Genomic DNA, 12,402 nt, shown 5'->3' on the forward strand with positions numbered 1-12,402 from the left:
GCGACCCCTGGCCCTCCGTCCTCCCGGTCCCCGGCCGCGCGGTTCCTGAGCGCCCTTCGTCTCGTCGCTCCGCGGTTCCTGAGCGAGCGCAGCGAGACGAAGGGCCGGTCTCGCAAAACGGTGCCGCCGTACCGAGCATCCGCCGCGGCCTGCCGCGCGTGCCGGGCGGCGAGCCGTGGCCGCCCGCCGTCGCCGTCGAGCTCCCTTCGCCCCCCGCGCAGGCAGGCGAAGAGCCGAGCCCGCAGGCTGCCACCCCGGTTCCTGAGCGACCGCAGCGAGACGAAGGGCCTCGCTCGGGAACCGCGCAGCGAGACCAAGGGCCGACCCCGCAGGACGACACCGGCGCGCCACGCATCCGCCGGGGGCTGCCGCGCACGCCGGGCGCCGAGCCGTGGCCCCCCGCCGGGACCGTGCCGCTCTCCTCCGCGCGCCCCGCGGCGAACGTCTCCACCGCCGAACCCGTCTCCACGGCCGAACTTGTCCCCGTCGCCGAACCCGTCCCCGTCGCGGAGCCCGCCCCCGTGACGGAGCACGCTCCCATCCCGGTTCCGGAGCGCCCGTCGTCACCCGCGCAGCGAGACGAAAGGCCCCTGACGCAGCCCCGCACCGTCTGGAACGGTCGCGCGCCGCGTCACCTCCCCGGAGCGCCGGCTGCGGCATCCGCTCGCCGTCGCCCGACCTGGACCCAGGCGATCGCCGTGCTGTTCGGGGCCGCCGCGTTGGGCGTTCTTGCCGGGGCGGCGGTGGCGCTGGTCCGCGCTCTCCTCAGCCTCCCGTTCATGCAGGACTTCCTGGCCGCGTTCCCGGGCGAGTACGTGTCGCCGATCGCCGTCGAGCCCGGGTTCGCGCCGTGGGTCGGGTGGCAGCACTTCTTCAATGCGTTCCTGATGGTGCTCATCATCCGCACCGGCCTGCAGATCCGCACCGAGAAGCGCCCGACCGTCTTCTGGACGCCCCGGAACAACCCGAAGGGCAAGACCAGCCTGACGATCTGGTTCCACCAGGCGCTCGACATCCTGTGGCTGGTCAACGGCGTGATCTTCGTGGTGCTGCTGTTCACCACCGGGCACTGGGTGCGCATCGTTCCGACGAGCTGGGAGGTTCTCCCGAACGCCCTGTCGGCGGCGCTGCAGTACGTCTCGTTCGACTGGCCGCACGAGAACGGCTGGAACAACTACAACTCCCTGCAGCAGCTCGCGTACTTCGTGACGGTGTTCCTCGCCGCACCGCTGGCCGCGATCACCGGGTACCGCATGTCGGGCCTGTGGCCCAAGAAGGCGGAGCGCCTGTCGAAGGCGTACCCCGTGGAGTGGGCGCGGGCGCTGCACTTCCCGGTGATGCTGTACTTCGTGGCGTTCATCATCGCCCACGTGGCGCTGGTCATGCTGACCGGATTCCTCCGCAACCTCAATCACATGTACGCCTCGCAGGATGCCGTCACCTGGACGGGCTTCTGGGTGTTCATCGCCTCGCTGGTCGTTATCGCCCTGGGCTGGGTCGCCGCGCGCCCGCTCGTGATCGCCCCGATCGCGAAGGTGTTCGGCAACGTCTCCGGCCGCTGACCCCCCCGGGTCGAACCACCCCTATATGCGCGAGACACCCCCTTGCAGACGTCATGCAAGGGGGTGTCTCGGGGGAAAAGGGGTGGCTCGGCGCGAGCGACACAAGCCGCGGGGCTCAGCGGACGAAGCGGACCTCGGTCAGCGTCTCACCGAGGAAGGGCTCCGTGTGGCTCGCGCCGTCGAGCGTGAAGCCGTTGCGCGTGTAGAAGCGGTGGGCGCGGGGGTTGTCCTCGGCGACCCAGAGGTACAGCGGCTCGTCCTTGTCGACCGAGGCGTCGAAGAGCTTCTGGCCGATGCCGGTGGAGTGGTACGCGTCGAGGAGGTAGATGAAGTACAGCTCGCGCAGCGCGGGGGCGTCGCGGTCGCGGGCGGGGCCGGAGCCGGAGAAGCCCACGATCTCGCCGTCGACGAGCGCGGCGCTCATACGGAAGTCCGGGCCCTGCGCGGCCCAGTGCGTCCAGAGCTCGGCCATGCGGCGCGGGGACACCTTCTCCAGTGCGGCCTTGCTGATCAGGTGGTCGTAGGTCTCGTGCCAGCACTGGGCGTGCACGCGACCGAGGGCTTCCGCATCCACATCACGGACCGGACGGACAATGACTTCAGGCTGGGCATCGGCGCTCATGGTCGTGACTCTACGCGCGGCATCCGCGATCCGGAAATCGAGCGGATGCTGCGCCGAGGGCGTTCCGCGCTGCTGGAGGAAACCGACAACGATCTTCGCCGTTCATGCGCCGATGAATACGATCGATCCTCGTGAATGTGATCTGGCGCACCCTCCTCGTGATCTTCCGTGCCCGCTCCCGCGTGCGTCGCGGCAAGGGTCTCGATCCGACGGCGGTGGGCAGCATCCGCCTCACCACGATGCCGACCGACATCGACATCCTGCGGCACATGAACAACGGCCGGTACCTGTCGTTGTTCGATCTCGGGCGCTGGGATCTGCTGATCCGCACCGGCCTGTTCGACGCCATGAAGGACCGCGGCTGGTACGCGGTCGTGTCGAGCGAGACCATCACGTTCCGCAAGTCGCTCGTGCCGTGGCAGCGGTTCGAGGTGCAGTCGCGGTTCATCGGGCACGACGAGAAGGCGCTGTTCCTCGAGCACCGCGCGGTCGTGCGGGGAGAGATCCATGCGCGGGCGATCGTCCGGGCGCGGATGCTGCGCCGCACCGGCGGCACGGTGTCGAACGAGGAGCTGTTCGCCGCGGTCGGCAAGCCCGAGGGTGTGCCCGAGATCGACGCCTGGGTGCACGACTGGGCCGCGGCATCCGCGCTCCCGCCCGTGCGCGCATCGGCTCCGAGCGACTGGAGCTGACTCTTCTTTTTCTCCCTGATCCTGCGCGGAGTCGTGTCGCGCCGCACCCCGCTCCGGCCTCGAACCCGCGGGATCACGGGCGAGGCAGCGGCGGACCGGCGTGTGCGCGCCATAGTGTGAGAGGCATGGCAGAGTCGTCTCCCGCATCGGATGCCGCGGCATCCGCCCCTCTGGCCGATCGGGCCGTCGCGCTCGCGCGCCGGTGGGTGATCGAGGCCGCGGCGGCCGACGTCGACCCGGCGGCTGCGAGGCTGGCCGGGGTGCTGCAGGACGAGAACGGACTGCCGTTCACGCTCGGTTTCGTCGACGGCGTGATGCGGCCCGAGAGCCTGGGTGCTGCGGCCTCCCGCCTGCACCGGATCGCGCCGATCGTGCCGGAGTTCCTGCCCTGGTACCTGCGCGGCGCCGTCAAGCACGGGGGCGGGGTCGCGCCGATCCTGCCGGCGCCGACCGTGCCGATCGCGCGCCGCGTGCTGCGTGAGATGGTCGGGCACCTCGTGGTCGACGCCCGTCCGGCGAAGCTGGGACCGGCGATCGCGAAGATCGCCGAATCGGGAGCCCGCCTGAACCTCAACCTGCTGGGCGAGGCGGTGCTGGGCGAGGCCGAGGCGCAGCGTCGGCTCGACGGCATCCACGAGCTGATCCGTCGACCGGACGTGGACTACGTCTCGGTCAAGGTCTCGGCGATCATCAGCCGCATCTCGATGTGGGCGTTCGACGAGGTCGTCGATCGGGTGGTGGAGCGACTGCTGCCGCTGTATCTGACCGCGGCATCCGATGGCACGTTCCTCAACCTCGACATGGAGGAATATCGGGATCTCGACTTGACGATCGCGGTGTTCACTCGCATCCTCGAAGACCCGCGCCTCGCAGACCTCCACGCCGGGATCGTGCTGCAGTCCTACCTGCCCGACGCGCTCCCCGCCCTGCAGGAGCTCACCGCCTGGGCGGGCGACCGGGTCGCACGCGGCGGCGCGCCCATCAAGGTGCGCCTCGTGAAGGGCGCCAACCTCGCGATGGAGCACGTCGAGGCGACGCTGCACGGCTGGACCCCGGCGACCTACGACACGAAGCTCGACACCGACGCCAACTATCTCCGCTGCCTCGAGTGGGCGATGCAGCCCGAGCGCACCTCCGCCGTGCGCCTGGGCGTCGCCGGCCACAACCTCTTCGGCATCGCCTACGCCTGGCTCCTCGCGGGGGAGCGCGGGGTGCGCGAGCATGTCGAGTTCGAGATGCTGCTCGGCATGGCGCAGGGCCAGGTGCAGGCGGTCTCGCGCGAGGTCGGACCCGTGCTGCTCTACGTGCCGTTGGTCGCTCCGGCCGAGTTCGACGTCGCCATCAGCTACCTCGTGCGACGGCTGGAGGAGAACGCCTCGGCCGACAACTTCCTCTCCGCCGCGTTCCGGCTGAACGATGACGAGACGCTCTTCGTGCGCGAGCAGGACAGGTTCCTCGACGCCCTCGAGCGCTCGGCCGACCCGACGCTGCCGATCGGTCCGCGCCGCACGCAGGACCGCCTCGCCCCGGTGCAGGAGTCCACCCGGCCGCTGCCCGCCGCTCCGCAACCCGAGGAGGGGCTGACGAAGGCCGTCCTCGGCATCTCCCGCGGATCGGAGCGGGACGGCGGATTCGAGGCCGAGCAGTTCCTCGAGACCGCGGTCTACTCGGCGCGCGAGGGGAACGACGGCACCGGCGGCGCGCCGGGCTTCGCGAACACCCCCGACAGCGACCCGGCCCTCCCCGCCAACCGCGAGTGGGCCGCCGGCGTGCGCGCGCGTATCGCGGGCTCGACCGCGGGTGCCGAGACCCTCGCCGCGGCGCGGGTCGACGAGGACGCCGCCCTCGAACGCATCGTGCGGGGAGTGCAGGATGCCGCGCCGGCTTGGGGATCGCGTGCCGCCGCGGACCGGGCCGAGGTGCTGCTCCGGGCGGCCGCCGCGCTCGAGGCCCGCCGCGGGGAGCTCATCGAGGTCGCCGCGTCCGAGACCGGGAAGGTCTTCGCCGAGGCCGACGTCGAGGTGAGCGAGGCCGTCGACTTCGCGCGCTACTACGCCGCGAAGGCCCGGGAGCTCGACGCGGTCGCCGGCGCGGCCTTCGTCCCGGCATCCGTCACCGTCGTCACGCCGCCGTGGAACTTCCCGCTCGCGATCCCGGCGGGCGGGGTGCTCGCGGCTCTCGCCGCCGGATCCGGGGTCGTGTTCAAGCCCGCTCCCCAGGCGCGACGGTGCGCAGCGGTCGTCGCCGAGGCGCTGTGGGACGCGGGCGTGCCGCGCGAGCTGCTCACACTCGTCGACATCGAGGAAGGGTCGCTCGGTCAGCAGCTGATCACGCACGACGCCGTCGATCGTGTCATCCTCACGGGCTCGTGGGACACGGCGGCGCTGTTCCGCTCGTGGCGCCCCGACCTGCCGCTGCTCGCCGAGACCAGCGGCAAGAACGCCATGATCATCACCCCCTCGGCCGACCTCGACCTCGCCGTCGCCGACCTCGTGAAGAGCGCCTTCGGCCACGCGGGGCAGAAGTGCTCCGCGGCATCCCTCGCGATCCTCGTCGGACCGGTCGGGCGCTCGCAGCGCTTCGCGCGGCAGCTGGCGGATGCCGTGCGCTCCCTGCACGTCGGGTGGCCCACCGACCCGCTCGCCGAGGTCGGCCCGGTGATCGAGAAGCCCCAGGGCAAGCTGGCCTGGGCGCTGACCGAGCTCGAGGGCGACGAGAGGTGGCTGATCGCCCCCACGCTCTCCGCGGCCGACGGCGGCAGCGGCAGGCTCTGGAGCCCGGGCGTGCGCGTCGGAGTCCAGCCGGGGTCGCGGTTCCACCTCGAGGAGTTCTTCGGTCCCGTGCTCGGCGTGATGTACGCGCCGACGCTGGCGCGCGCGATCGAGATGCAGAACGCCGTGGCCTACGGGCTCACGGCCGGCCTGTACACGCAGGACCCCGGCGATCTCGCCCTCTGGCTCGACCGTGTGCAGGCCGGCAACCTCTACGTCAACCGGGGGGTGACCGGGGCGATCGTGCAGCGGCAGCCGTTCGGCGGCTGGAAGAGGTCGTCGGTCGGACCGGGCGCCAAGGCCGGGGGTCCGAACTACCTGATCGGCCTCGGCTCGTGGCGTTCGCGGACCTCGGCGGCCGCGTCGAGCACGCTGCACCTCCGAGGGCTGGACTCCCGCATCACGGCGCTCATCGAGTCGGCTCAGCCGTCGCTCGCCTTCGAGGAGTTCGAGTGGCTGCGGCGTGCGGCACTGTCGGACGCGCTCGCCTGGGATCGAGAGTTCGGGCAGGTGCGCGACGTCTCGCAGCTGGGCGTCGAGCGCAACCTCTTCCGGTACCGGCCCGTGCCCGTCGAGCTGCGGGCGACGGCGGATGCCGCGCTGCAGGAGGTGCTGCGGACGGTGATCGCCGCGGTGCGAGCGGGAGCGCCCTTCGTGCTCTCGGTCTCGGCGGGACTGCCCGCCGCGGTGCGGCATGCGCTGGGTGACCTCGACGCTCCGGTGTTCCTGGAGACCGAGGGGGAGTGGCTCGCCCGCATCGTGCGCCGGGAGGACGAGGTGCAGGGCGAGGCGGAGGTCGCGGTGCCCCGTGCGGGGCGTGTGCGTCTGGTCGGGTCGCGCGCGGAGGTCGCGGCCGCACATGCCGCTCTCGCGACCGCCGTGGACGGCGATCCCGACCTCGCGATCTACGACGGCGAGGTGACCTCGGCCGGGCGCATCGAGCTGCTGCCGTTCGTGCACGAGCAGGCGATCTCGATCACCGCGCACCGCTTCGGCAACCCCGACCCCGTGTTCGCCGACGTCATCTGAGGGGCTCGTCCTTCGTCTCGTCGCTCCGCTCCTCGCTCAGGAACCGGGGTGGGGTGCTCCGCGCCTCGCTCAGGAACCGGGGTGCGCGCCTCCCGACGTGACCCGTCCGCCGAGGGGTCAAGACACGCCGCATTGGATGCCGCGGACGGGGCGTTTCCTGGCCCCTCGCGTGATCCCGACCCTCACGTGATCGAGGCCGATCGCGTGGTCCTGGCCTTCACGTGATCGAGGCGCCTCGCGTGATCGGGGCCCCTCGTGCCCCGGACCGACCCCGCTCTGGTGCCCCACAGCCTCCGGGTGACAGAATGTACGCGGCGTGCCCGAGTCGCATCTTCCCCGCCTCCCCTCACGAGAGCCGCGGGTCGAAGGACCGCCGGGCCCCTGGACAGCGTCCGCCGCACCCGTTCTCCGAGGAGCATCCATGTCGACGCCTGAGACCGCCGTGCAGACCGCGCCCGCGCGCACTGCCCACCACCGCCGCTACCTGATGTGCCGCCCTGAGCACTTCACGGTCAACTACTCCATCAACCCGTGGATGGAGCCGAGCAAGCCGACCGACACCGCGCGCGCGGTCGAGCAGTGGCAGAAGCTGTACGACCTGTACCTCGAGCTGGGTCACGAGGTCGAGCTCATCGAGCCTCTCGCCGGCTACCCCGACATGGTCTACACGGCCAACGGCGGATTCGTGATCGACGGTCGCGCCTACGTCCCCGAGTTCCGCTTCGTCGAGCGCCAGGGCGAGGCCCCCGCCTTCGCCGAGTGGTTCCGCGCCCACGGCTACGACACGGTGCTGCCCAAGGAGGTCAACGAGGGCGAGGGCGACTTCCTGCTCGTCGGCGACGTGATCCTCGCCGGCACGGGCTTCCGCTCGACCGGTCACAGCCACCGCGAGGTCGGCGAGGTGTTCGGCCGCGAGGTCGTCACCCTGAACCTGACCGACCCGCGCTTCTACCACCTCGACACGGCGATCGCCGTGCTCGACCCGGTGCAGGGCGTCGAGAACGGCGGGCCCGAGCGCGCCAACATCGCGTACCTCCCCGGCGCGTTCGACGCCGAGAGCCGCGCGATCCTGGAGGACCGCTTCCCCGACGCGATCCTCGTGTCGGACGAGGACGGAGCGGTCTTCGGCCTGAACTCCGCCAGCGATGGCTACAACGTCATCATCTCACCGCGGGCGAAGGGCTTCGAGAAGCAGCTGCGCGAGCGCGGCTACAACCCGATCACGGTCGACCTCTCCGAGCTGCTGCTCGGCGGCGGCGGCATCAAGTGCTGCACCCTCGAACTGCGGGGTGCGAAGTGACGTCGGTGGATGCCGTGGTCGACGCCGCGGACCCGGTGCAGGCCTCGGCCGAGCCGCATGTCGCGCACAACTACCACCCGCTGCCCGTCACGATCGCACGCGGTGAGGGTGCCTGGGTCACCGACGTCGAGGGCAGGCGCTACCTCGACCTGCTCGCCGGGTACTCGGCCGTGAACTTCGGCCACCGGCATCCGGCCCTCGTCGCCGCGCTCACCGACCAGCTCGGTCGCGTCACGCTCGTCAGCCGCGCGTTCATGAGCGACCGGCTCGAGCCGTTCGCCGCCGCCCTCGCGGGGCTCGCGGGCAAAGACGTCGTGCTGCCGATGAACACCGGCGCCGAGGCCGTCGAGACCGGCATCAAGGTCGCGCGCGCCTGGGGCTACCGCGTCAAGGGCATCCCGGAGGGGCGGGCGCGCATCATCGTCGCGGCCGGAAACTTCCACGGCCGCACCACGACGATCGTGAGCTTCAGCGACGACGAGCAGGCGCGCGACGGCTTCGGCCCGTACACGCCCGGCTTCGACGTGGTGCCCTTCGGAGACGCGGATGCCGTGGCCGCCGCCATCACCGACGACACGGCCGCCGTGCTGGTCGAGCCCATCCAGGGCGAGGCCGGCGTCGTCATCCCGCCGGAGGGCTACCTGCGCCGGATCCGCGAGATCTGCGACGAGAAGAACGTCCTGTTCGTCGCCGACGAGATCCAATCCGGACTCGGCCGCGTCGGCGAGACGTTCGCCTGCGACCGCGAAGGCGTCGTGCCCGACCTGTACCTGCTGGGCAAGGCCCTCGGTGGCGGCATCCTTCCCGTCTCGGCCGTCGTCGGGAACGCCGATGTGCTGGGCGTGATCCGGCCGGGCGAGCACGGCTCCACGTTCGGCGGCAACCCGCTCGCGGCGGCCGTGGGCCTGCGCGTGGTCGAGATGCTCGAGTCGGGCGAGTTCCAGGAGCGCGCCCGCGCGCTCGGCGACCACCTCGCCGAGAAGCTGCAGCCGCTCGTCGGGCACGGGGTCACCGCCGTGCGCATCGCCGGGCTCTGGGCGGGCGTCGACATCGACCCGGCGCGGGGCACGGGCCGCGACATCGCCGAGAAGCTGCTCGAGCGCGGCGTGCTGGTGAAGGACACCCACGGGCAGACCATCCGCATCGCCCCGCCGATCGTGGTCCGCGCGACCGAGCTCGACTGGGCCGTCGAGCAGCTGAAGGTCGTGCTGGGCGCGTAGCGCCACGGCATCCGTCGTCCCCTCCGTCCGCTCGCTAGGCTGGCGGCGGAGGGGGAACGATGGCTTATCAGTCTCCGGAGGCGGTGGCCGCGGGTGCGCCCGCGTGGCCGATGCCCGCACCGCAGCGACCGGCGCCCGGCGGCATCCTCGGGTTCGTCTGGGTCCTGTGGCCGTGGATGAACTGGATCGTCCCGGTGTTCGTCGTCTTCCACGGCTTCCTCGGCAGCGGCGGGTGGGAGACGCTCATGCTCGCCTTCGCCTCGCCGATCGTGGTACCCGCGTCCGGCCTGCTCGGAGCCCTGCCCCGCTTCATCCTGCGTCGCCGCGGCCATGCGACCACACCCGGACCGATCGCGGGACTGCTGTTCCTGAACTGGTGGGCCTGGTTCACCGCCGCGATCACGATGCCCGGCGCCGGCGACTCCGGCTCGATCGACTCCCTGCTGCGCGCCGCGGTCACGGCTCCGCTGTCGCAGCGCTACGAGGAGGGCCTGTACGTCGGCTCGATCGTGGTGGCGCTCGTCGCCTGGACGACGGTGCTGGTGCTGGCGTGCCTGCTCCGACCGGCCTCCCCGCCGGCGCTGCCCGCGTCGTGGACCGCCGTGACCTGGATCGCCGCGTTCGTGGTGCCCGCGCTGCTGGTCGCCGCGGTGCAGGCGGGCGTCGTCGTCACGGCGCAGCAGCGCGATGCCGCCGGCGTCACGGTGGTCGAGGCCGAAGCCCTGCCGATCGCCGCCCAGGCCGCGCTCGCGCAGGAGCGCTACGCCCTCACGCAGGAGCGGCTGTCGTCGGTGCGGGGGATCGTCGCGGAGGACGGCTGGCGCATCCGCTCGGAGGACGGCCGGTACCTCGGACAGAGCACGTTCGGGTCGAGGGACCGGGAGTGCGAGCAGGCGGATGCCGAGTGCTACGGGTTCGACATCCGGTTCGTGCTGGAGGGAGCGGACGCGCGGAGCCTCGATGCGGCGTCGATCGTCGAGGAGCTGCGCGCGGCCGGGTGGGACCTGCCCGCGACGGGACGGCTCGAGGCGACCGACGACGACGGCTTCACCCTGCGCCTCGAGGGGCTGGGAGCCGAGACGGTCCGGGTCGAGATGACCAGCCCGATCTGGTGGGGCGAGAAGTACGGCATCCGCGAGGAGCTCGGGCTGGAGCCCACCGAGGAGGACAGGTCGCGCACCTACCGCTTCGACGAGTGGCCGCCGCTGGGCTGAGGCCCGTACACGCGAACCACCCCCGTTCGTTCATGCGGAAGGGGGTCCGCACGCGCGGGGGTGGTTGCGGCGCCCTGGGGAGGCGCACGCCGACGCGACTGGGGGTTACGCCGGCGGGTCTGACGGGTCGAGGGTCTTGAGGGTGTCCTCTTCGGTCGCGGTGTCTGCGTCGAGCTGACGCTCGGTGGTCTCGTCGCCGCCGAGCGCGGCATCCCGCTCGGGTCCGGCGTCGCCCTGGATGGCGCCGCGCGGCGAATCGCCGTGCGAGCTGTCGCCCTGGATCGCCCCGCCCTGCGCGGCGCCCTGGTTTCCGTGCTGGTCGCCCGGGTCCTCGTCGTCGGCCTCGCCCTGGATCGGTCCGCGCGGGGAGTCCCCGTGCGAGCTGTCGCCCTGGATCGCGCCGCCCTGGCCGCCCTCGTCGGGCACGCCCTGGTCTTCGCCGCCCTCGGCGGGCTCCTGCGGGTGCGGGGTGCTGTTGTCATCAGTCATGTCGGCGACGCTACGCCCGCGTCCCGCTGTCGGAGAACCCATTGACAACTCGGCGGAAAGCCTACTCGGGCGCTCGCGCCGTCGCTGATCGGTGGGAAACGGTGGCCATGGGCTCTCGGTGGCCGGCGTTTCGCACGGATGAACGGACGCCCGCGCGCGGACGTCACGGAGTGGGCGGCGTGCGCGGGGACCGGATGGGCGTCGTCACCGCGGCCTCGTCGCTGAACTCGACCGGATCCACCGGGTCGATCACGCTGAGCGGACGCGTCTCGTCGAGCGTGAGCAGGAACCGCCGGTTCTGGTCGCGGTGCAGGCGCCCGGACGTGAAAACCCAGACCGCACCGATCACGCAGGCCACGAGTCCCGCCGTGCCGCCGAGCATGATCGCCGCGCGCGGACCGAACGTGTCGGCCACCCACCCCGCGATCGGTGCGCCGATCGGCGTGGAGCCCATGATGACCGCCATGTAGAGCGCGAGCACCCGTCCGCGCAGCGCCGGATCGGTCGTGATCTGCACGTATCCGTTGGCCGTCGTCAGGAGGGTCACCGTCATGAACCCGACGAACACCAGCATCGCGCCATACGTGAGGTAGGTGGGCATTGCGGCCGAGAGGAACGCGGCGACGCCGAACCCGCCGGCCGCGAGGATCACCACGCGCACCCGGGCGCGGTCGCGTCGCGCGGCCAGCAGCGCACCGGCGAGCGACCCGATCGCCAGGATCGACGAGAGCACGCCGTAGCCGTCGGCGCCGGCGCCGAATTCGAGCGCCATGGTCGAGGCGAAGATCGGGAAGTTCATGCCGAAGGCGCCGATGAGGAACACGGTCACGAACACCACGCGCAGGTCGCTCCGTCCCCACACGTAGCGGAATCCGGCCGCGAGCCCTCCGCGCCCGCGGCTCTTGGGTCGCTTCGCGAGCAGACCGACCCGCAGCAGCATCAGCGCCAGCAGCATCGCGAGGAACGTCGCGGCGTTCACGATGAACACCCACCCCGAGCCGATCGCCACGATGAGCAGTCCGCCGACGGCCGGTCCGATCATGCGGGCGAGGTTGAACGAGGCCGAGTTGAGCGCGACGGCGTTGGACGTGTCGGATGCCGAGACCATGTCGGACACGAAGGCCTGACGCGCGGGGGCGTCGAAGGCGTTCACGATGCCGAAGCCCAGCGCGAAGCCCAGCATCATCGGGAGCGTCATGACCCCGCTGAGCAGCAGCACGCCGACCGCGATCGCCAGCATCAGCAGGAGGCCCTGGGTCACCAGCAGGATGCGGCGCCGATCGAAGCGGTCGGCCACCCAGCCGGTCATGCTCACGAGCACGAGCGGCGGACCGAACTGCAGCGCCATCGTGACGCCCATCGCGGTGGCGTCGTTGTCGGTGAGCTCCGTGAGCACGACCCAGTCCTGGGCGGTCGCCTGCATCCATCCGCCGACGTTGGAGACGAGCGCCCCGGCGAACCAGATGCGGTAGTTGACGTTCGCGAACGACCGGAACATCGCGC

Annotated in this window: 9 protein-coding genes; 6 read left to right on the plus strand and 3 right to left on the minus strand. The window is 71.7% G+C overall.

The features are described from left to right. The first annotated feature begins 410 nt into the window (after positions 1-410). On the plus strand, positions 411-1,562 hold the full coding sequence (locus AB3M82_RS09715) for a cytochrome b/b6 domain-containing protein (protein ID WP_412957455.1): 1,152 nt from the start codon (positions 411-413) through the stop codon (positions 1,560-1,562). 115 nt (positions 1,563-1,677) lie between these two features. Here the strand turns inward: AB3M82_RS09715 and AB3M82_RS09720 are convergent, their stop codons facing one another. Then, on the minus strand, positions 1,678-2,184 hold the full coding sequence (locus tag AB3M82_RS09720) for a GNAT family N-acetyltransferase (protein ID WP_412957457.1): 507 nt from the start codon (positions 2,182-2,184) through the stop codon (positions 1,678-1,680). Between the two features lie 131 nt (positions 2,185-2,315). Between AB3M82_RS09720 and AB3M82_RS09725 the strand changes: the two genes are divergently transcribed. The 5 genes from AB3M82_RS09725 (at position 2,316) to AB3M82_RS09745 (ending at position 10,410) form a co-directional block, all read left to right on the plus strand. Then, positions 2,316-2,876, plus strand: coding sequence for an acyl-CoA thioesterase (locus AB3M82_RS09725; protein WP_412957459.1), 561 nt, complete (start codon positions 2,316-2,318; stop codon positions 2,874-2,876). Between the two features lie 125 nt (positions 2,877-3,001). Further along, positions 3,002-6,676 carry a bifunctional proline dehydrogenase/L-glutamate gamma-semialdehyde dehydrogenase gene (locus AB3M82_RS09730; RefSeq protein ID WP_412957462.1) on the plus strand — a complete coding sequence of 1,225 codons (3,675 nt, stop codon included), beginning with the start codon at positions 3,002-3,004 and terminating at the stop codon, positions 6,674-6,676. Positions 6,677-7,097: 421 nt separating this feature from the next. Further along, the gene (ddaH, locus tag AB3M82_RS09735) at positions 7,098-7,976 is read left to right on the plus strand and encodes a dimethylargininase (RefSeq protein WP_412957465.1); all 879 of its coding nucleotides are present in this window, start codon (positions 7,098-7,100) and stop codon (positions 7,974-7,976) included. Beyond that, a complete protein-coding gene (rocD, locus tag AB3M82_RS09740; protein ID WP_412957467.1) occupies positions 7,973-9,196 on the plus strand; it encodes an ornithine--oxo-acid transaminase in 1,224 nt (407 codons plus the stop codon). The genes ddaH and rocD overlap by 4 nt, the downstream gene beginning before the upstream one ends. Before the next feature lie 59 nt (positions 9,197-9,255). Further along, positions 9,256-10,410: a hypothetical protein gene (locus AB3M82_RS09745; protein ID WP_412957469.1), complete on the plus strand. Its 1,155-nt coding sequence runs from the start codon at positions 9,256-9,258 to the stop codon at positions 10,408-10,410. Positions 10,411-10,515: 105 nt separating this feature from the next. Here AB3M82_RS09745 and AB3M82_RS09750 read toward each other — a convergent pair whose 3' ends face one another. Both AB3M82_RS09750 and AB3M82_RS09755 read right to left on the minus strand, forming a co-directional pair. Beyond that, positions 10,516-10,899: a hypothetical protein gene (locus AB3M82_RS09750; protein WP_412957471.1), complete on the minus strand. Its 384-nt coding sequence runs from the start codon at positions 10,897-10,899 to the stop codon at positions 10,516-10,518. 163 nt (positions 10,900-11,062) lie between these two features. Then, the gene (locus AB3M82_RS09755) at positions 11,063-12,397 is read right to left on the minus strand and encodes an MFS transporter (RefSeq protein WP_412958034.1); all 1,335 of its coding nucleotides are present in this window, start codon (positions 12,395-12,397) and stop codon (positions 11,063-11,065) included. Positions 12,398-12,402 lie beyond the last annotated feature (5 nt).

Source organism: Microbacterium californiense, from assembly GCF_047246625.1.
Classification (GTDB): Bacteria; Actinomycetota; Actinomycetes; order Actinomycetales; family Microbacteriaceae; genus Microbacterium.